This is a genomic window from Rhodococcus sp. AZ1, from assembly GCF_054979605.1.
The window spans coordinates 181,301-201,619 of the sequence record NZ_JBUEQF010000002.1; the positions used below are offsets into that span (position 1 = coordinate 181,301).

At 69.0% G+C, this 20,319-nt stretch carries 15 protein-coding genes; 9 read left to right on the forward strand and 6 right to left on the reverse strand.

The window, feature by feature from the left end; translation table 11 throughout:
- Window positions 1–64: 64 nt before the first annotated feature.
- Window positions 65–2,206, forward strand: a complete 2,142-nt coding sequence (locus ACY48E_RS03295; RefSeq protein ID WP_462870670.1) for an Hsp70 family protein — start codon at window positions 65–67, stop codon at window positions 2,204–2,206.
- Between the two features lie 160 nt (window positions 2,207–2,366).
- Window positions 2,367–3,881 carry a sugar transferase gene (locus ACY48E_RS03300; RefSeq protein WP_462870671.1) on the forward strand — a complete coding sequence of 505 codons (1,515 nt, stop codon included), beginning with the start codon at window positions 2,367–2,369 and terminating at the stop codon, window positions 3,879–3,881.
- A 66-nt stretch (window positions 3,882–3,947) separates the two neighbouring features.
- Here ACY48E_RS03300 and ACY48E_RS03305 read toward each other — a convergent pair whose 3' ends face one another.
- Genes ACY48E_RS03305 through ACY48E_RS03330 form a run of 6 tightly spaced genes read right to left on the reverse strand, consistent with a single transcriptional unit; the run spans window position 3,948 to window position 9,405 of the window.
- A complete protein-coding gene (locus ACY48E_RS03305) occupies window positions 3,948–4,508 on the reverse strand; it encodes a YdcF family protein (RefSeq protein WP_462870672.1) in 561 nt (186 codons plus the stop codon).
- The gene (locus ACY48E_RS03310; protein ID WP_462870673.1) at window positions 4,505–5,590 is read right to left on the reverse strand and encodes a glycosyltransferase; all 1,086 of its coding nucleotides are present in this window, start codon (window positions 5,588–5,590) and stop codon (window positions 4,505–4,507) included. Before ACY48E_RS03310 ends, ACY48E_RS03305 begins: the two co-directional genes overlap by 4 nt.
- A gap of 14 nt (window positions 5,591–5,604) precedes the next feature.
- Window positions 5,605–6,141, reverse strand: coding sequence for an LbetaH domain-containing protein (locus tag ACY48E_RS03315; protein WP_462870674.1), 537 nt, complete (start codon window positions 6,139–6,141; stop codon window positions 5,605–5,607).
- The gene (locus tag ACY48E_RS03320) at window positions 6,138–7,118 is read right to left on the reverse strand and encodes a GDP-L-fucose synthase family protein (protein ID WP_462870675.1); all 981 of its coding nucleotides are present in this window, start codon (window positions 7,116–7,118) and stop codon (window positions 6,138–6,140) included. The genes ACY48E_RS03315 and ACY48E_RS03320 overlap by 4 nt, the downstream gene beginning before the upstream one ends.
- Window positions 7,115–8,149 (reverse strand): GDP-mannose 4,6-dehydratase, encoded by a 1,035-nt coding sequence (gmd, locus tag ACY48E_RS03325; protein WP_462870676.1) that lies wholly within the window; start codon window positions 8,147–8,149, stop codon window positions 7,115–7,117. The genes ACY48E_RS03320 and gmd overlap by 4 nt, the downstream gene beginning before the upstream one ends.
- A complete protein-coding gene (locus tag ACY48E_RS03330; RefSeq protein ID WP_462870677.1) occupies window positions 8,146–9,405 on the reverse strand; it encodes a glycosyltransferase in 1,260 nt (419 codons plus the stop codon). The genes gmd and ACY48E_RS03330 overlap by 4 nt, the downstream gene beginning before the upstream one ends.
- A 334-nt stretch (window positions 9,406–9,739) precedes the next feature.
- Here ACY48E_RS03330 and ACY48E_RS03335 point away from each other — a divergent pair, with 334 nt between their 5' ends.
- The 7 genes from ACY48E_RS03335 to ACY48E_RS03365 all read left to right on the forward strand — a co-directional run bounded on the left by ACY48E_RS03335 (window position 9,740) and on the right by ACY48E_RS03365 (window position 20,200).
- Window positions 9,740–11,068, forward strand: coding sequence for a hypothetical protein (locus ACY48E_RS03335; protein ID WP_462870678.1), 1,329 nt, complete (start codon window positions 9,740–9,742; stop codon window positions 11,066–11,068).
- Between the two features lie 191 nt (window positions 11,069–11,259).
- Window positions 11,260–12,660 (forward strand): MATE family efflux transporter, encoded by a 1,401-nt coding sequence (locus tag ACY48E_RS03340; RefSeq protein WP_462870679.1) that lies wholly within the window; start codon window positions 11,260–11,262, stop codon window positions 12,658–12,660.
- Window positions 12,657–14,090 (forward strand): oligosaccharide repeat unit polymerase, encoded by a 1,434-nt coding sequence (locus ACY48E_RS03345; RefSeq protein ID WP_462870680.1) that lies wholly within the window; start codon window positions 12,657–12,659, stop codon window positions 14,088–14,090. Before ACY48E_RS03340 ends, ACY48E_RS03345 begins: the two co-directional genes overlap by 4 nt.
- Window positions 14,087–14,902 carry an SGNH/GDSL hydrolase family protein gene (locus tag ACY48E_RS03350; RefSeq protein WP_462870681.1) on the forward strand — a complete coding sequence of 272 codons (816 nt, stop codon included), beginning with the start codon at window positions 14,087–14,089 and terminating at the stop codon, window positions 14,900–14,902. The genes ACY48E_RS03345 and ACY48E_RS03350 overlap by 4 nt, the downstream gene beginning before the upstream one ends.
- The gene (locus tag ACY48E_RS03355; RefSeq protein ID WP_462870682.1) at window positions 14,902–16,311 is read left to right on the forward strand and encodes a tyrosine-protein kinase domain-containing protein; all 1,410 of its coding nucleotides are present in this window, start codon (window positions 14,902–14,904) and stop codon (window positions 16,309–16,311) included. The genes ACY48E_RS03350 and ACY48E_RS03355 overlap by 1 nt, the downstream gene beginning before the upstream one ends.
- On the forward strand, window positions 16,308–18,638 hold the full coding sequence (locus tag ACY48E_RS03360; RefSeq protein ID WP_462870683.1) for a tyrosine-protein kinase domain-containing protein: 2,331 nt from the start codon (window positions 16,308–16,310) through the stop codon (window positions 18,636–18,638). Before ACY48E_RS03355 ends, ACY48E_RS03360 begins: the two co-directional genes overlap by 4 nt.
- A gap of 23 nt (window positions 18,639–18,661) precedes the next feature.
- A complete protein-coding gene (locus ACY48E_RS03365) occupies window positions 18,662–20,200 on the forward strand; it encodes a glycoside hydrolase family 71 protein (protein ID WP_462870684.1) in 1,539 nt (512 codons plus the stop codon).
- The last annotated feature ends 119 nt before the right edge of the window (window positions 20,201–20,319 follow it).

Consider the following 20,319-nt stretch of genomic DNA (forward strand, 5'->3'; position numbering starts at 1 on the left):
CGCATCGGCGGCGGTCGCGCAGTCCATGCCTGCACCACCCCTGTCACCCTGGCGAAGGCGGCTGATGAGTTCGGTTCTCGGAGTGTCTCTCGGGACAGGCGCAGTGCGCTTGGCCCGGCCCTCCACGAACCTGCGACTCGGTAGCGTCGCCGTCTTCCGGCACCGCGCCATCGACACAGCATCCGAGCAGGTGGAAACCCTCGCCGCGGAGTCCATCGGGTCCATCATCAACGAGGCCGCCGAACCCGAGACCATCGCCGCCACCGGTGTCGCCTATCGCGACGACCTGCAGGCGTCCGTGATGGCCAGGGCCATGGCGCAGCAGCGGATCGCCAACTACCGCCTCATTCCCGAGGTTCACGCCGCGCTGTGCTTCCTGCACGCATCGGGCGACCTCACCGGCGTCGGCACGGTGGCGCTGTATGACCTGGGCAGCTCCGGCCTGACAGTGAGTGTCGTCGACATCTCCGACGGGCAGATCCTCGCGAGTCGCCGAAGCTACGACATCGGTGGCAACCACTTCGACCGCCTCGTCCGCGACGGGCAGATGCGCCGCATCGCCAGAGCCGAGGGTGTGGACCTGCGTGAGCTCGAGCTGCGCTGCCGCCTGGCCAAGGAACAGCTCTCCACCAGCGGTGCGGTGTGCCTGCCCGGTGAGGGCGGACTGGTGCTGCTCTCCCGCGAGTCCTTCGAGGCCCTGATCACCGTTGCGGTGGAGAACTCCGCACGCCTGGTACGTGAGGTCATCACCGCGGCGGGTCGACCCGCCGACGCCGTCGTGTTGATCGGCGGCGGCTCTCGTATCCCGCTGGTGCGCCAAACCCTCGCCGCATGGACCGGCCTGCGCCTGATCACCCCGGTCGAGCCCGAGCTGGTGGCCGCCAAGGGAGCCGCGCTGTTGGCCACGCCCGTCGAGTCGCTGGGTGGAGGGCCGCTGCTGCCGCCACCGGCACCACCCGCGCCGCCGGAGCCGGAGCCCGAGTCGTCCGAGACCGAGTCGTCCGAGACCGAGTCGTCCGAGACCGGGGCTGCCGAGACCGGACACAGCGGCGGCATCCCCGAGCCGGTTCCCGCGCCGGTGCCGATCAAGGCCATCGGCTTCGATCCCCTGAAGTTCGATCCCCTGAGCTTCGACGACTTCGCCGACTACCGCGATCGGTCCCCCGTTCCCGATGCTCCCGTTCCCGATGCTCCCGCCCCCGAGGTTCGTGCCCCCGAGGTTCGTGCTGACGGTGTCGAGCCCTCGAAGGTCGAACACGACGACCTGATCGAGTCCGCGCTGATCGTCGGCGAATGGGAGAAGGCATCCCCCTCGCCCAAGCCCGCCCGTCTGATCGCCCCTCGCCCGCCCGTCGCACCCCCGGTTCCCGATGTTCCCGAGGAGCCGGCCGCCGATGTCGCGGGTGCGGAGGTTGACGCCCCCGATGTCACCGCCCCCGATGTCAGCGCTTCGGAGGACCTCGCCTCGGAGGATGTCGAATCGGAGGACGACGGTTCGGAGGATGTGGCCTCCGAGGACGCCGGTTCGGAGGACGCCGGTTCGGAGGTTTCCGGCGAGCCCATCACCGCCCCGCAGGAGGCCGTGCCGCCGGTTGGGCCAGGTGGCGTGCGGGTCGAGCCGTTCCGGCACACCGAGCGCTACGTTCCGGCCACCGCCCTACCGGAGAGCGCCGCTGCGCGAGGCGACACGGCGGCCCGGATCGCGCCGCCACAGCTCAGCCACGAGGAGCGCGAGCGTCGAGCCGCGCAGCTCGAGCGCGAGATCACCGACCCCCGTGCCGCCAACGTGCCGTCGTGGCTGAGCGGTAACCCGGAGGAGAGCGACTCACCCGATACCCGTTCGCTGATCCCGGGGATCGCCGCGGTGGCACTCGCTCTGATAGCGGCGGTGGGAGTGGCGATGGGGTACACCGGCAGCCGCGAGAACGCCCCGGTGCAGGCCCCCGTCGCCACGCAGTCGCCGACCACCACAACGATCGCACCCACCACCACGGCTCCGGCGCCGCCACCACCGGCCCCCGTGGTCCCGTCGCCGACGCCCACACCCGCGCCGACCACCACTCAGCGGCAGTCCACCTACACGCCCCCGGCTGCTGCACCCGAGCCGGCTCCGGCTCCAGCGCCGGCGCCCGCGCCACCCCCGCCGCCGCCATTCTTTATCCCGCCACTCGTTCTTCCGCCGTTGCCGACAATCCCGGGGCTCTGACGCCGTAGCCGCGGCCGAGATCTTTCCGCAAACAGAACAAACCGAAGGTTGGTTTGTGTGTTATGTTTCTGGCGGCCGGTCGTTTTCCGTCGTCGGCCCGAACGCCTCGGGAGCGTCCGTAGCTGCGTGAACAAGATGCTGTCGAGGGTGGTGTGCCGACATGACCAGTGTGGATCGTGTGACCGGGTCCGCACCTGGCACTCGGCTGGTCCCGGTGGTCGAGGGCAGCAACTCCCAGTCCTGGCGCCGGCAGTACCAACGCCGCCTCGCTGTCACCGATGCCCTTGTGGTCGCCATTGCCGTCGCCCTTGCGCACATTGTTCGCTTCGGCAGTGACGGCGATCTGATCGGTGCCGTCGGAACGCCGTACGCGTTCGTCGACTACACCATTGTCTCCGTGGTTCTCGCGGCCTCCTGGGTGGCCGGGCTCGCCATTCATCGCACCCGGTCCACGCGCATCACCGGCAGCGGCGCCGAGGAATACCGTCGCATCGTGTCCGTGACCACGCGGCTGTTCGGCCTCGTGGCGATCACGGCCCTCCTCCTGCGGCTGGACATTGCGCGTGGCTACCTTGCCATTGCGCTTCCGGTCGGGCTGCTCGGGCTGCTCGTCGGCCGTCGCCTCTGGCGCGGCTGGCTGCGGGCCAAGCAGCGATCCGGCGAATTCGTCACCAACGTTCTGGTGATCGGTTCGCGCGCAGCAGCTTCCGAGATGACCGCAGCGTTGGAACGCGAGAAGGCGTCGGGGTATCGCGTTGTGGGCGTCTGCGTGCCGGGTGCTCTCGGGAGCGGTCACGGCGTGCTCGGTGTCGCCACACACAGTGTGCCGATCTTGGGGGACGAGCACGCCGTGGTAGCCGCACTCGCCGCCACCGGTGCCGACGTGGTGGCGGTGACAGCCACCGAACACCTCGGCGCCAAAGGAATTCGTCGCCTGGTGTGGGACATCGAGCCACTCGACGTCGATCTTCTCGTCTCACCGGGGGTGGCCGATGCGTCCGTGCCGCGGCTCACCCTGCACCCTGTCGCCGATCAGCCGATGCTGCACGTGGAGCGCCCGACGTACCACGGTGCCACGCGCTTCATCAAGACCTCGTTCGACCTCGCCTTCGCTGCCGCAGCATTGCTCGCCGTCGCCCCGGTTCTCCTGGTCGTCGCCATCGCCGTCAAGGTCGACTCACGCGGGCCGGTGTTCTATCTCTCCGAGCGAATGGGCCTGAACGGCAAGCCGTTCCGAATGATCAAGTTCCGCACCATGATCGACGGCGCCGACAGCCGCGTCGCCGACCTCATCGCCCACAACGACTGTGCGGGCGGTGTGCTGTTCAAGATGCGCGAGGACCCGCGAGTGACCCGGGTGGGCCGCTTCCTGCGCAAGTACAGCCTCGACGAGATCCCGCAGTTCGTGAACGTGCTGCGCGGCGAGATGAGCGTCGTCGGTCCCCGCCCACCCCTGCGCCGCGAGGTCGAGACCTACGACGGCGACGTTCGTCGACGCCTGCTCGTTAGGCCCGGTGTCACCGGATTGTGGCAGGTCAGCGGACGTTCGGACCTGTCCTGGGACGAGTCGGTACGCCTGGACCTGTCGTACGTCGAGAACTGGTCGATGACGCAGGACCTGGTCATCATCGCCAAGACCGTCGGTGCCGTTCTCCGCAGCGACGGGGCGTACTGACCGAACGCTCAGGTGAGTCGAGGGGGCTCACCTGAGCGTTCGCCCCTCATCGAGAAACGGGAGGCGTCAGCAGCCCTCGATGAGGGAGCGGACGAAGCCGGCAGTTTGGTACACGTAGTTCCACGCCCACGCGGAGAAGGGGAGCGTGGTGGGGCTCTCGTACATGAGAACCTCACCACCCCAACACTTGTCGAATATGTAGCGGGCGCGGGAGATGTGCGGGGTGAAGGTGACCACGATGATCGACGTCCAGCCACCGGCCTGCGCCATCCGCGCAATCTCCTGCGCCTCACCGCGAGTGGTGGACGGGTCCGGGACGAAGCAGCTGACCTGGAACTGGTACCGCGCGGTGCACAGGTTCCGCATGTACGGGCTGTTGCCGTAGGGGTTGGAGAACACCACGCGCGGCGCGTACCCCTTCGAGGCGAGGAGAAGCCCGGTCTGCTCGCGCCCGTCGTGCGCACCGCCGAGCACCACGATCGCGTCGACCTTGCGCGGGGCGTCCAGCTGCGGCCGCACGTACGGCTTCCAGCCCAGAGCGACGAGGGCGCCGACGGCCACCACCGATGCGAGGAGAAGGGTCACCCAACGCCGCACCGTGCCGGTCGGCCCGGGCGAGGTGGTCACGATCGAAGCGCCGATCGGTACTGCTCGATCAGCACCTGCACCACGGCGGCCATACCCAGCCGCGCGTGCACGGTCTCGGCGGCGCGAGCGCCCATCTCCGCGCGACGGGCAGGATCGGTGACCAGTGATTCGATGGCACCGGTGAGTCCGGCGAGGGAGCTGTCGACCACCAGTCCGCTGCCCGTCTCGCGCACCAGCGGCGCGAGCCCACAGCTGTCGGTGATCACCACCGGAACTCCCACGGACATCGCCTCGAGCACGGACATAGGGTACGGCTCGTCCACCGACGGCAGCACGTACACCGCAGCGGACCGCATGCGCTCGACGGTGCGTTCCGGCGCCAGCGCACCCTCCCACCGCACCCGAGGGCTCCCTGCCTCGATGAGCGCGCGCACACGCGGCCCCTCGCCCTCGTCGGGCCCGACGAGGGAGAACGTGCTCTGCACCCCCGCCGCGATCAGAGCGTGGGCCGCCTGGACGAACATCGCCGGCCGCTTACGCGACTGGAGACGGGCGAGGTAGAGCACATCGGTGGACGAGGGATCGGCCGCCTCGGCGGCGGGGACCCCGTTGGTGAGTTCGACGGGATTGCGCGCCCCGAGATCGAGGAGATCCTGACGCTCCCGCGGTGTGAGGTGGAAGTTCGTCGCGGCGCGACGTAGGACGGGGCGGGTGAGGGCTGCATCCAGCGGACGGGCGAGGGGGTTGTTGGACTCGTCGATCATCCCGTGCGTCTGCGTCACGACGGGTAGCCCTCGCCGCAGTGCCGATCTGGCGAGAGGCAGTGTCACCAGGTCACGGGCCAGATGAACGTGCACCACATCGAAGCCGCGCCCGTGTCGACGGAACCAGCGCAGCATCGACGGTGCCGACAGACCCGCGTATCCCGTACCAGGCAGCAGGGTACGGGCGGGGAACAGGCGGACCGGGACGTCGTCGATCTCGGTGGGCGGGGCGTCGAATCCGCGGGTGGCCGCGACGACGGTGACGTCTTCGCCGGAATCCCGCAGTGCGCGAGCCTGATTGAGCGCCACGCGCACCGGTCCGCCGTACGCTCCGTCGGGGGTCACCAGGGTGACCACGTGCAGGATCCTCATCAGCGGGCGGCGGGGGCCAGGACGGTGGACCCGGCGGCCACGTTCGACGTCACCAGCGCGGTGGCACCGACGACGGCATCCGCTCCGACCACCACACCGCGCAGCACCGTGGCGCGGGCCGCCACCCATGCGCCGTCCTCGATCACGATCGGTGCGTTGTCGAATTCGAATGTGGGCGAACGGCGATCGTGGCTACCGGTGCACAGCAGAACGCCCTGCGAGATGCACACGTCGGAGCCGATGGTGACCGGTTCGAGGTTGAGGATCCAGGCGTCCTCACCGATCCACGTGTCCCGGCCCACGGTGAGCTTCCACGGCCAGTGGATGTGCACGCGATGGCGGATCAGGACGCCGTCGGCGACGGTGGCCCCGAAGGCGCGAAGAATGGCCACCCGCACGCTTCCGGGGCACCACCAGCGGGTGAACACCAGTCCCGACACGGCGAGCCAGGCCACCTGCCACGCGGGGCCACGACCCTTGTCGTAACCCCGGCCGGTGAATCCCGCCAGCGATCGCCGTGTGTGCGGCCCGGTCACATTCGCACGCTGACGGAGGAGTCGTGCTCCTGCGCCGCGTACCACTCGACAACTCCGCGAATACCCTCGCGCAGTTCGACTCTCGGTGCCCAGCCGGTGCCGCGCAACGTCGAGACGTCCAGCAGTTTGCGGGGCGTGCCGTCGGGCTTGGAGGTGTCCCACTCGACGCGTCCGGTGTACCCGACCGCCTCGGCGACCATCTCGGCGATCTCGGCGATGGTGTGGTCCTCGCCGGTACCGACGTTGACCTGCTGCGGACCGTCGAAGTTCTCGAGCAGATGCAGGCATGCGGCGGCCATGTCGTCCACGTGCAGGAACTCCCGACGCGGGCTACCCGAACCCCAGTTCGTGACCACGTCGATCCCGTCGCGCCGAGCCTCGTCGTAGCGCCGGATGAGGGCGGGCAGTACGTGCGAGCCGGTGCGTGAGAAGTTGTCGCCCGGGCCGTAGAGATTGGTCGGCATGGCCGAGATCCACGGTAGACCGTACTGGCGGCGCACCGCCTGCACCTGCAGGATGCCCGCGATCTTGGCGATGGCGTAAGCGTCGTTGGTGGGCTCGAGGTGCCCGGTCAGGAGGTACTCCTCCTTGATGGGCTGCGGGGCCAGACGCGGGTAGATACACGACGAGCCGAGGAACAGCAGCCGCTTGACACCGCGTGCGAGGGCGGCGTCGAGCACGTTGACCTGAATCAACACGTTGTCCGACAGGAAGTCCACGGGGTAGGTGTTGTTGGCCATGATCCCGCCGACCTTCGCCGCTGCGAGTACGACGGTCTCGGGCAACTCGCGGTCGAAGAACCGGAACACCGCATCGCGGTCGCGCAGGTCGAGCTCCGCCGAGGACCGGCCGATGAGGTTGGTGAAGCCCTCCGACTCGAGGTGGCGCCACACGGCCGAGCCGACCAGGCCGCGGTGACCGGCGACGAACAGGGGAGCACCGCGGTCGAGGGGGCCCGGTACGAAGGTCTCGGTCATGGCGCGACCACCGCGTTCGCCAGCAGAGGCCGATCGATCCACGGAGTACCCGCGTGGCCGAGGGCGGCCATGTCCGCGTCGACCATGATGCGAGCCAGCTCGGGTGTGTGAACCGTTGCGGTCCAACCCAGCTCACGCTCGGCCTTCGATGCGTCGCCGACGAGTGCGTCCACCTCGGTGGGTCGCAGATAGCGGTCGTCGAACCGCACGTGCTCGGTCCAGTCCAACCCCGCGTGCTCGAACGCCGCCACGAGGAAGTCGCGGACGGAGAAGGCAGCGCCGGTGGCGAGCACATAGTCGTCGGGCTGATCGGCCTGCAGCATCCGCCACATGCCCTCGACGTACTCCGGTGCGTAACCCCAGTCGCGCACGGCCTCGAGGTTGCCCAGGTAGAGCTCCTTCTCCAGGCCGGCCTTGATGCGTGCAGCCGCGCGAGTGATCTTGCGAGTCACGAAAGTCTCACCGCGACGGGGGGATTCGTGGTTGAAGAGGATGCCGTTGACCGCGAACATCCCGTGCGCCTCGCGGTAGTTGCGCGTCATCCAGTACGCGTACACCTTGGACACTCCGTACGGAGAGCGCGGGTGCAGCGGGGAGTTCTCGTTCTGGGGAGGCGGTGTGGCCCCGAACATCTCCGAGCTCGACGCCTGGTAGAACCTGCAGTCCAGACCTGCCAGGCGCACGGCCTCGAGCAGGCGCGTGGCACCCACGCCGGTGGTGTCGCCGGTATGTTCGGGCTCGTCGAAACTCACCCGGACATGCGACTGCGCACCGAGGTTGTAGACCTCGTCGGGCCGGATCTGCATCAGGAGCGTGACCAGGCGGGCGCCGTCGCTGAGATCGCCGTAGTGCAGGAACATCTGCGCGTCCGGGTTGTGCGGATCCGCGTACACATGGTCGATGCGCGAGGTGTTGAACGACGACGAGCGCCGGATCACCCCGTGCACCTCGTACCCCTTCGACAGGAGCAACTCCGCCAGGTACGAGCCGTCCTGGCCCGTGATGCCGGTGATCAGCGCGCGGCGCTTCATGCGAACACCATGCGTGAGGCTGCGGCGGAGATCTTCCCCCGAGCAGCGGCGAGCCGGAGCACCCAGCGCTCGTAACTGTCGATGGCGGCGGTCTCGGAGAGCACCTCGGTGGTGTACCGGCGTCCGGCCTCCCCGTGCCGACGGGACGAGACCTCGTTGGCCGCCAGAGCGAGTGCAGCATCGAGCAGTGCTGTCGGGTCACCCGACTCCACGATGATGCCGCCACCGGAGTTACGGATCTCCGTGGCCGTGGTCGATGTGGCGTCGGTGGCAGCCAGGACAGGATTCCCGCTGGTGAAGTACGACGTGAGCTTGCTGGGCACTGCCATCTCGGCGACACCGGGCTTCTCGTTGACAAGCAGCACGTCCGCTGCTGCGAGAGCACCGCGGAAGTCGTCCTCGGGCAGCGGGCGCAGGAACTGCACGCGCTCGACACCGTGGGCGTCGACCTCGAGCATCGGCCGCTGGTTGCCGTCACCGAGCAGCACGAAGCGCACGTTCTCCGCGCGCTGGTCGGCGAGGCGAGCGGCAGCGATGACGTTCTCGAGCCCCTGCTTGGCGCCCATGTTGCCCGAATGCAGCACCACGGTCTCGTCGGCGCCCCACCCCAGCGAACGGCGCACGGCCGCCTTGTCGACGGACGTGGCCGGTTCGATGTGGGTCCAGTTGCGGATGACCTCCACCTTGGTGGCGTCGACCCCGAGCTTGGTGGTGACGTGATCGCGGAAGCGGTCGTGGATGACCGAGACGCCGTCCGCGGCGCGCAGTACACGCGCCTCGAGCTCGCCGGTGTAGCGCGCACCGCGCCCGGACATCGCACCCGTTTCGACCACACCGAGGCTGTACAGATCCTGCACCCATACACCAATGGCGGGACGATTCGGCGTCAGACGCGCGCGAGAAATGGCCATCGCGGTGGAGAGAAGGGTGGGGCTGACGCACACGATCACGTCGGCCTCGTGCCACGACGTGCGCAGCGCGCGCATGCCGAAGCTCGCTTCCATCTTGATCCGGCCGGTGGGGGTGGGGGGATCGGGAACCAGGTGGCGGCGCCGGTGCACGGCGACGCCGGCGATCAGCTCCTCGACGGCGTCCTCGTCGGCGTAGGCCTCGGCGACCTTCCATTCGGGGTAGTGCGGCATCCCGGTGACGACGTCCACCTGATGGCCGCGGGCGGCCAGACCTTCCGCGAGCGCCGTGGTGTACGGGGCGATGCCGGTGGTCTCCGGGAAGTAGTTGATGCCCAGAATGGTCACCCGTAGTGCGGGCGACGCGATGCGGGGACGGCGGCTGCCCAGGTCGACGACGCCGGCGATGGCGGCGTTCGACCTGGAGGAACCACCGAGAGGTCGGATCGACCTCTGTGTTGGCGAGCTGATGAGACACCTCCGGGTAGTTAAACCAAACCAGTCCCCGAGTTGGTTTCGTACCATTACAGCAGAGATGAAGTTTGCAAACAACCCGGTTGCGAGGATGTGAGGTGGGTTAAACTGCGACCAAACTGTGTCGAGGGTTTGCAGAGGTAACCGTTTGTTGTGCGAACGGTCTGCGGCCCCGCCGTCTGCAGCTACCGCGTGGAACAGGAGATCCGTGAACGCACCCGCCACCATCGACCCGTGGTCGGGCAAGTTCTGTTGTGGAGTGCAGGAATCCTTCGGCCCGGTCGACCTCGACGCAGCGCCGCACGTCGCCCGGCGGTGGGTCGCCGAGGCGTTCCCCCGGGGCTCGTACGCACCCGGTGCGCGGCCGGTGGTCGAAATCTTCGTCGCCGTTGGTGACGCCTTTGATGTCGTTCCCTTGGACGCAGCCACCATTTCCGACAGGGAAAGGCTCACCAGCACCGACTTCACCATTTCTGCGTTTCGGTTCTTCGACCGTCGCGTGCTCGCTCGGATGGCGGGGCGAGAGCCCATGGACGACAACGTCATCACCCTCGTCATCGGCGCGGAGCGGCTGCTGATCATCTACTCGCACTCCTTCGGCGACGAGACCGTGCTCTATCCGAGGACCCGCCGGCTGCTCCTGGCAGTCTGCGGGCAGAGCCTCGAGGATGCGGTGCCGATCCGCGACGGTCGACCCCTGACCCGTCGTGTCGTCGTCGGGGCGGCCACCGCCGCCGTACTGCGCTCCCCACGCGGCGCTGCCAGGGCGTTCGCTCAGGCGGTGCGGCCGGACGTGCGGGTCGAACGACGCGAGGACCCCCTGCCGCGTCCCGACCCGGAGTCGTTCTGGATGCACATGATCACTCTCGAGTGCATCGAGCCGACCAAGATCCCCTCGGTACTGCTGTACTGCTCGATCCTGGCCGAGCTCGGCACCGACCCGCGCATCGCGCACCACGTCATCACGGACCTGCGCGGCTACTCCGCGCGACTGCGCGAGAGAAACGGCAACGTGCTCAGTCACGTCCCGTTCCGTGCCGACTGGGCGGTGGAGTCACCCGAGCAGGTCGCAGCTCAGATCCGCGGGCGCATCCGCACCGGCGAGCCGCTGCTGCGGCACGGCGCGGCCCAGCTGCTCGGCGGGCTGCCGGCGTCGCTGCGTCCCACCGGCGTGGTCGTCCCACCGGGGCGCACCCTCGAGACCACGATGTCCTGGTTCAGGGAGCCGCCCGGCGAGAGTCGGCTCAACACCGCAGGTACCGGGGCGGCAGCGTTCGGCCTGCTCGAGACGCACGACGGGGCGCTCTCGTTCAACGCGCGCGAGCGGTCCGGGGTCGCCGACCTGTCGATCAACCATCGTGGCGGCCTCGTCTCACGACGTGACGTATCTCGCGCCGTCGCCGTCGCCGCCGGGCGGTTGGGTTTGCGGGTCGTTTTCGAGAACGGTGCGGACCTGCGCAAACAACCCCCTGTGAGCTCTCACAGGAAAATGCGAACGCAGTTTGGTGTCGACGTGCACGATCCGGCGGAGCCATAACATACCCGTCGCATGTCGCTCGCCGACAAAACAATCCTGTAGCATCCTGTTCGGAATCAACAGAGTCCTGCGGTCCGTAGAACCTGCAAGACCAGCGCACGTGGCCCACGAGGTCCACGGGCACGCATCGTCGGGGTGTGAATGGTTCGTCACCGGACGGGGACGGGCTCGGAACTACTCGACGAGGGGCGGTGTCACCAGTGGCCAACCTGCGCTTCCGTGTCATCGCCAGTGCCGGTGACCAGGTGCTCTCGAGCGTCAGCAACGCCGTCATCCTGTTCGCGATGGCCGGGCCCTCATCCGTCGAATCCTTCGGCGCTGCCGTTCTCGTTTTCTCCCTCATCACCGCCGCCATCGGTCTCGTGCGCGGCGCGTTCGGCACCCCGCTTCTGCTGATGAGCGCCAAGCCGCACGACGAGATCGTGCGCGAGGCATCCCGAGGCGTCTGCGCGGCGGTGGTGTTCGGTCTCGGCGTCGGCGCCGTCGCGTTCGTACTCTCCGGCGTCCTGAACGAGCCGCACATCGGCACCGCCTACGCCGTCGCCGTGCCGATCGTCCTCGCGCAGGACGTCCTGCGCTTCACCGCCATGGCACTCGGGCAGCCCGAACGCGCCTTCGTCTCCGACGCGGTGTGGGCAGCGGGAGCCGGACTGGTGCTGGTGGTCACCTGGATCGACAAGTCCGCCCTGACCATCGCCGAGATGATCTGGTGGTGGGCAGGTGCAGGATTGCTCGCCCTGGGATACCTGGTGCGCCACTTCCAGATTCGGCCCCTGTTCGACGGACTGGGCGACTGGTGGGTCACCCACTGGCGCCACCGCGTGCGGTTCGGCTTCGAGAGCGGGATCGACCAGCTGAGCGCCATCATCGTGGTCTCCATCTCAACCGCCTTCATCGGCACCGTGGCCGCCGCCTCCCTCCGGGGCGCGGTGACCGTACTCGGCCCCTTCGCGGTGCTGATCAGCTCGCTGCCGCTCATCGTGATCCCCGAGGCGATCCGCGCCGGACACAGCGACCGGCAGGTGTGGTCGACTCTGCGTTACGCCGCGTGGATCACCTCGTCCCTGGCCATCATCATCGGGTTCATGGCCCCGTTCGTCCCCGTCGAGTTCGGGCGGATCCTGCTCGGCGACTCCTGGATCGTCGCCACGCACGTCCTGCCGTTCCTCGGCCTCGAGTACGCCGCCATCTGCTGGATCGCGGCCGTCTACAACTTCCATCGCTCCAAGGGCGCGGCCAAGAAGCTGATCAACCTGCGCGTGGTGCAGTCGCTGCTGGCCATCGTCATCTGCACCATCGCCGCCGCCGCCACCCGCACCGCGGTGGGGGTCTCGGTTGGCCTGGCGCTCTCGTCGACACTGATGGCGCTCGGTCTGGTGATCAGCGTGCAACGTCTGATGTGGCGCGAGCGCAAGCGCCACCTCGACGCCAAGGCCCTCGATACCGAGAATCCGGACGCCGAGGCTCCCGATGCCGAGGCCGCTGCCACGGTCGACATCGCCATCGTCGACACCGCAGAGGTGCCCGAGGCGGCGCTGCTGCTCGCCGAGCCGGACGATCACGACAAGACTCTGGTGGGTCAGCGCCGATGACCATCGCACCGCCGCGACGCCTTCCCCCCACCCGCCCCCGAACCCTCACCGCCGAGCCTCGCCTCGGTGCGCCGCTGCTCGCGGTGTTCGTTCTCGCGGCGATGGTCGTGCTCGTTCCCGCCACCGTGATCGCGTTCACGCCCACACCCGAGAAGAACACCTGGATGGGTGCGCTGGTGGTCACCACGATCACCGGGGTGCGCTACGCCTGGATCATCGGCCAGGGCTACCGCCGGCTGGTGGAGATGTCGTTCTGGGTCTTCACCTACGTCTTCCTCGGCCTCGCCCCGATCGCGCAGCTCCGCCTCGAGTTCAACCCTCCGACCACCCCGCGCATCGACCCCAGCCTCGACGCCACCGCCATGGTGATCGTGATCGTCGGGCTGGTGTGCTTCCTGATCGGCCTCGGCATCGCGGCCGGACTGTGGAAGCGGTTGCCGCCCAGCCTGACCGGGCAGCGCAGCGCTGTGGCGATCGACCGAAACCGGGTGCTGGCACTGTCCGCCGTGGCACTGGCGTTCAACGCGTACTACATCCACAAGATCGGCGTCGGAACCCTGTTCACCTCCCGCACCGCGGTGTACACCCAGGCTCAGGGTGCGTTGGGTGAGAGCACGACGGCGGTCATCATCGTGGCCGGATCGATGATGACCCTGCTCGTGGCCTTCGTGGCGATGGTCAAGTTCTACGACACGATGAAGGTCAAGGAGAAGGCCTATCTCCCGCTGATCGTGCTGCTGGGTGTGACCCTGGCGATCACCCTCAACCCGATCTCGAGTGCGCGCTACCTCTTCGGTACAGCCGCGCTCGCGGTGGCCGCCCTGCTCGGACTCTTCGCCACTCGCAACAGGTTCCGTATCGTCGCGATCCTCGCGGTGGCTGCGCTGGTGCTGGTGTTCCCGCTCGCCGACGCCTTCCGCTACAGCTCCTCGGCGCAGTTCAAGACCACCAATCCGCTCGAGTCGCTGGCTTCGCCGGACTACGACGCGTTCGCCCAGATCAACAACACCGTGCTCTACGTCGAGAACAAGGGCATCACCGACGGCAAGCAGGCCCTCGGCGTGCTGTTCTTCTGGGTTCCGCGCGACGTGTGGGCCGACAAGGCGCCCGATACCGGTGTGCTGCTGGCCCAGAGTCGCGGCTACCAGGTGGAGAACCTGTCCGCGCCACTGTGGGCCGAGCTCTACATCAACGGTGGCTGGATCATCCTGATCCTCGGCATGATCGTGCTGGGAGTGGTTGCCGGCGTGCAGGATCGGCGTATCGAGGTGACCATGAGGGGCGCGCGGGCACCGAACGTGCTGGCCTGCATCCTGCCCTTCTACGCCATCATCCTGCTGCGCGGATCACTGCTGCAGGCGATGTCGTACCTCATCGTGATCGTCGCGAGCGCGATGTTCGTGATGCGCCTCGAGAGGTCACGCACATGAGCGCGCGCGGACGCGGGTTGCTGCGGCCCGGCAACATCGTGATCGCCGTGCTCGTGGTGGCGGTCGTGGCGGCCTCGGTGCTGCTGATGACCAGACCCGACGGGTCGGCCGGGGCATCGGCTCCCTCACCCGCCCTGCCCATCACGGCCGTCGGCGCACCGGTGCAGACGCCCACCGTTCCGGCCGCCCTGTGGGTGGGCGACAGCTACACCGCCGGGATCGGCGGCATGGGCAAGGCCGCCTACGCCCAGATCATCTGCGCGCGGGTGGGGTGGGCGTGCAACCTCGACGCACAGGGCAGCACCGGGTTCACCAACGACGGCGCGCCCGAGTACCGGGGGGCCACCACGCGTATCGGCAACCGTCTGCCGTTCGACATCGCCACCTACCGGGCCGACGTGATCATCATCGACGGCGGCCGAAACGATCTGAACAAGCCCGCCGAGCAGGTCGGCCCGGTGATGGATCGGTACGTGCGCGACGTGCGCGCGGCGTGGCCCGCCGCGAAGCTGGTGATCATCGTCCCCGCGTACATGTCGCCCAAGCCCTACGAGATCTACCCTCGGCTCCGCCAGTACATCGATGCCATGGCAGCCGACACCGACGCCACCGTGATCGACCCCATCGCCGAGGGTTGGTGGCGCGGGGTGGACGTGGCGCCGCTGCAGTTCGAGGACCGTGTGCACCCCAACGCCGCCGGTAACGCGTTCATCGCGAAGATCCTCGGCGACGCGCTGGTGGCCCGTGGCATCGCACCGGCCCCCGCCCCCACCAGCACTGCCCCGACCACCGCCACGCCAGGAGGACTGTGATGGATGTGTCCGCGTTCGTCGCTGCGGTCGGCCGCCACTGGCGCATCGCCGTCGTCGGTCTGCTGGTGGGCGCGCTCGGTGGTCTCGGGGTGCTGCTGACCAGTGAGACCGTCTACAAATCTTCGGCCCAGCTGTTCCTGACCACCCCCGGCTGGGGTGGACCCACCACCATCGGCAACGCCGACTCCAGCGCGTATCAGGGCGACGAGTTCTCGCGCCAGCGCGCCCAGACGTACGTGCGCCTGGCCCAGGGCGGAGATTTCGCCGCGCGCGTCTCCGAGCGCCTCGGTGGGCGCGCCGACACCGCGGCGGTCGCCGAACACCTCGACGCTCGCGTGGTGCCCGACACCGTGCTGGTCGAACTGACCGCCGGTAACTCCGATCCGGTGCTGGCACGAGACATCGCCGTTGCAGCGGCCGCCGAACTCACCGCCAACATCACCGCGCTGGAGGTGCCGTCGGGCACCACCATCGCCACGGTGCAGCCCGTCGCCGTCGGGACCCCCGTGGTGGCGACGGCACCCAGTGAGCCGCGTCCGCTGCTGACGATGGTTCTGGCCGTCACCCTCGGAGCACTGCTCGGCCTGACCGGCGTGGTGCTCAGGGTGCGATCGGTGCGCACCGTCGACGACGCCGAGGCCGCCTCCGCCGTGGTGGGAGCGCCCGTACTGGGAACCGTTCCGGCCCCGGGCCAGTCGACCTCCGACGCGCGCTTCGACGAGCTGCGCTACAACCTCGAGTACCTCGGTCCCCGTTTCTCCGGCGGACTGATCCTTCTCACCAGTGCTCGCAGCGGGGACGGGCGCACCAGCACCGTTGCCGGCCTCGCAGCCGCCTACGCCCGCGCCGGCCGCTCGGTGCTGATGATCGACGCCGATCTGCGCGGCGGCAGCATCGGGGGTCATCCGATGGGCCTGTCCAACGTGGTGGCCGGCGACGTGGGGGTGGACCGTGCCATCGTGACCTCGGCCGGGGTGTCGGTGATGGGCAGCGGCGTGCTGCCCAACGAGCCCACCCGCATGCTCGAGAGCCCACGCATGACGCAGGTGCTCGAGATGGCCACCGAGGAGTTCGACGTGGTGCTCCTCGATACCCCCGACCTCGAACGCTTCGACGACGCCCGCTTGCTCGCCCGGTCCGCCGACATCGCCCTGATGGTCGTCGCCGCCGGGACACCGACACCCGCACTCGCGGACGCCACCGACGCCCTGCGCGTCGTGGGCGTCGACCCCGCCGGTGTCGTCCTCACCAACGCGGGCCGCACCGGTTCACGATTCGGATATCTCGCAACGGTCACCGCCGACGCCGATGACGCCGACGCCCACACCCGCGCCGCCAACACCCCCGACGCCGACACCCCCGACGCCGACACGACAGGCGCGCGACAGACCGAAACGGTGACCAGATGAAGCGCTTACGCTCCCTCCTCGACGTCCGCGTCCTGATCGTGCTGGTCTGCGCACTGCTCGGGCTCGGTGCCGGGTTCGCGGCCACGGAGTTGATGCCCAAGACCTACGCCTCCACCACGGTCCTGTTCATCGGCTCCCCGGCCGCAGGCGACTCCGCCGGTGCGTACCAGGGCGACCTGTTCTCCCAGCAGCGCGCGGGCACCTACGCACAGCTGTTCTCCGGGGACGACCTGGCCGTGAAGGTGGACGACGATCTTCGCCTGGGTCTGAGCCCACGCGAACTGGCCTCGAAGGTCACCGCGACCGCCATCGAGAAGACCGTGCTGCTCGAGGTCACCGTGACCGACTCGAGTCCGACGCGTGCCGCCGACATCGCCAACGCCTACGCGAGCAACTTCGCCGCGTACGTGGGGCAGCTCGAGAAGCCCACCGGCGCGGGCGCGCCGAGCTCACTGGTATCTGTGGTCACCAGGGCCGAGGTGCCGGGTGCGCCGTCGAGCCCGAGCTCGGCGATCAACATGGGCGGCGGACTCGTGGCCGGAGTCGTGGTGGGGCTGGCACTGGTGTGGTGGCGTCGACGCGCGGACAAGACCGTGGCAACCCCGGAGAAGGCCGTCGAAGCGGTGGGTGCGCCGGTGCTCGGCACGCTGCCTGCCGATCCTCGCCGCGACATCGGTCTGCTCAAGCTCCCCGCAGAGTCCACCACCGACTACGCCGAGCAGGTCCGAAAGCTGCGCACCACCCTCCAGTTCGCCGACTCCGACAACCCGGTCCGCTCGGTGCTGGTGTCGGCGGCAGACCACGAGGGCCGTGCCGACGTGGTTGCGGCCCACCTGGCACTGATGCTCGCCGAGGTCGGACGCAACGTCGTCCTCCTCGATGCGGACCTGCGCGAGTCGTCGCTGTCGAGCTACCTGCGTGGCGGCTCGGCCACCCTGGCCGGTCTCTCCGACGTGCTGGCGGGCAACCGCGATATCGATGCCGTCTCTACCCGCGTCGCCGACGACCGCATCGAACTCATCACCGCCGGAAGCGCCACGCGCACACCCGGTGAGGACATTGCCACCGACGCGATGCGCCACGTCATCGACGACCTCGAGGACAGCTTCGACTACGTGGTGGTGGCCGCCGCTCCCGCCGCCGAGTTCGCCGACACCGCCGTCATCGGCGCGGCCGTGGACGGCGTGCTGCTGGTGGTCCGCACGGGTGCAACGGACATGGTCGAGTTGCGCGACGCGGCCACCACGGTTCGCTCGACCGGCGCCACGATCCTCGGATCGGTTCTGGTGGGTGGTAGGTCGGGAACTCGCAGCAAGTCCGCTTCGCGTGCGACACACGGCGATCGCGCTCCCGAGACACCGCGCGAGCTCGAGACCGCCGACCCGGTCAAGGCCCTGCGCGGGCCGACCTCACCCGTCGAGCCCAAGCTGCCCGTCCAGTACGACGAGCACGAGGCGGCCGCCAGTGCCGCACGCACCGACTACCGCGCGTCCGACCCGGCGGTGGACGGCTACGCGGACAGTCGGTTCGGTCGTGACGAGGACGTCGAGGACTACTACCGCGACGTCGACGAGGTGGTGCCCTTCGACCCCGCGCGCAACTATCCGCCGCGCCCGGACCTGGACTCGGTGCGCACGCCCGGAGCCCGGTCCGAGTGGGTCGTGCGCGATCCCTCGGTCGGCGCGCCCCGTGACATCAAGGGCGGCGCACCCGGTGACATCAAGGGCGGCGCGCCCGGTGACATCAAGGGCGGCGCGCCCGGTGATACCGAAGGCCGTCCCCGCCCCGCCGCGCCGCGGTCGGTGCCCAGTGGGGTGTCCGCCGAACCGGTTTCGCCGATCACGGAGAAGGACGGGCCCGTCGGTGGCGTCGAGCCGGAACCGGTGAGCGCCGCCCCCGTCGACGAGGCCACCCCGGCCGATGAGGTGTCCGCGGTGACGGTCACACCGGTCGCCGAGTCCGAGTCCTACGAGGAGGTCGACGTCATCGTCGAGGACTCCGGATGGGCTCCGGCGTCGCCGATCCGCCGGGTGGTCAAGGTGTCCCGGAACGGCTACACCGTGCGGGACGAGGGCGACGACACCACACGCATGGTGCAGCCGCCGGCCGCGGATCCGGCCGCGGCCGCCAACGCCGTCATCATCGACGCGGAGATCGAGGAGGTGGCCGAGGAGGTCACCGCGGATCAGGACCCTGCCGACGCCGAGAAGCCTGCCGCCGAGAAGCCTGCCGACGGGAAGACCGGGGCGTCGACGTCGGCTCGTCCCGCCCGCCCGAGTCCGTTCGTGATGAGCGGTCGCCCGACTCGTAACGGACGCCCGCGCTGAGGCGCGGGCGGTCGGGGGACACGGTGAGAGGGGCGCGGCGCCCGCTGAACGTCGCGATCAGGGTCGGTGCTGTGCTGCTGGTGTGTGCTGCCGGTGTGGTCGGGTGCTCGTCTGCTCCCGCGCCGCATCCGGCCGGACTGGACGGGGCGTCGGTGGTCGGGTCGCCGGCACCGCCTGCCGCGCCGAGCGACGAGGTGCGCGCATTCGACACACCCACCGTGGCAGCCGATGCGCCGAAGGTGTTCGCCCACTACTTCCCGCCGTACCCCATCTCGTTCGACGACGAGCCGGCGGACCGGGACTACTACGCCACGCACTACCTCGATCCCCGCGGCGAGGACGGGCGCCACGCCGCCTACGGAGGTCTGCTGCGCGACCGGCCGTTGCCGCGTGCGCCGCGCGGTACCCCGGACTTTCGCCAGCGTGACCTCGAAGACGAGGTGCGGCAGGCGAAGTCGGCCGGGATCTCGGGCTTCAGCGTCGACATCCTGGTCCCGGCAGACGACAGCGACACCACCATCGCATCCCGCCCGGCTGCCCTGATGGCCGCCGCGCAGGCCGTCGACCCGTCGTTCTCCGTCATGCTCATGCCGGACATGTCGGGGACCCTGGCTCGGAGCTCACCGGCGCAGTTGGCAACGGACATGGCCGCACTGGCGTCGTCGCCCGCCGCGTTCCGCCTCGCGGACGGCCGTCTGGTGATCTCGCCGTTCGCCGCCGAGGAGAAGAGCCCGCAGTGGTGGGCCCAGTTCGTCGCTGCGATGGCCACCGACCATGCGATCACCGTCGCCCTGGTTCCCGTGTTCGTCGACGCGCGCACCGATCTGGGCGACTACGCACCGGTCAGCTACGGCATGTCGTCGTGGGGTGCACGCAATCCTGCCTTCAACCCCGTGGTGGCCGACGGCTCGCAGAGCCCGGTCGCCCAGGCGAACACCGCCCATTCGCTCGGCAAGATCTGGATGGCTCCGGTGGCGGTGCAGGATGCGCGACCGAGCCAGTCGGTGTTCGACGAGGCGCAGGCCACCGAGAACATGCGGGCCATGTGGGACATCGCGCGAACCACACGCAGTGAGTGGGTGCAGCTGGTGACATGGAACGACTACAGCGAGGGCACGTCGTTCGCGCCGAGCGTCGAGCACGGCTGGTCGTTCCTCGACATCTCTGCGTACTGGCTCTATTGGTACCGCACGGGGTCGCCGCCACCGGTGGTGCGCGACACCGTCTATCTGACCCACCGCACACAGCGGGTTTCTGCTCCGACCTCCCTGGCCGAACCGATGACGGTTCGACCCGGTGGCACGGAGCCCGAGGACATCGTCGAGGCATTGACCTTCTCGACGACGCCGGGGGAGGTCACGGTGACCGTCGGGGGCGCCGTGACCTCCTGCCAGGTGCCCGCCGGTGTCGGTGTGTGCACCGCGCCGCTCGCAGTGGGTGAGGTGTCGGCGACGCTGACCTCGCAGGGATCGGTGACCGCGTCCGTGCGGTCCCCGTTCGCGGTCGTGGAGACGCCCGCCGTGCAGAACCTCAACTACTTCTCGGTGTCCTCTCGACGCTGAAACCCTGTCGTTCGGTCTCGGAAACGGCGGGGAAAAGTCCCGATACCTGGTCCGATGCGTAGCGTGTCGCGGTTTGTACCAAGTGTCACACCGTTAACATCCGTCACATCAGATCGATG

Bases quoted from the DNA above. Each gene is read 5' to 3' on its own strand.
- ACY48E_RS03295 (WP_462870670.1), top strand. From the start codon at position 65: ATGAGTTCGGTTCTCGGAGTGTCTCTCGGGACAGGCGCAGTGCGCTTG.
- ACY48E_RS03300 (WP_462870671.1), top strand. From the start codon at position 2,367: ATGACCAGTGTGGATCGTGTGACCGGGTCCGCACCTGGCACTCGGCTG.
- ACY48E_RS03320 (WP_462870675.1), bottom strand. From the start codon at position 7,118: ATGACCGAGACCTTCGTACCGGGCCCCCTCGACCGCGGTGCTCCCCTG.
- gmd (WP_462870676.1), bottom strand. From the start codon at position 8,149: ATGAAGCGCCGCGCGCTGATCACCGGCATCACGGGCCAGGACGGCTCG.
- ACY48E_RS03345 (WP_462870680.1), top strand. From the start codon at position 12,657: ATGACCATCGCACCGCCGCGACGCCTTCCCCCCACCCGCCCCCGAACC.
- ACY48E_RS03350 (WP_462870681.1), top strand. From the start codon at position 14,087: ATGAGCGCGCGCGGACGCGGGTTGCTGCGGCCCGGCAACATCGTGATC.
- ACY48E_RS03355 (WP_462870682.1), top strand. From the start codon at position 14,902: ATGGATGTGTCCGCGTTCGTCGCTGCGGTCGGCCGCCACTGGCGCATC.
- ACY48E_RS03360 (WP_462870683.1), top strand. From the start codon at position 16,308: ATGAAGCGCTTACGCTCCCTCCTCGACGTCCGCGTCCTGATCGTGCTG.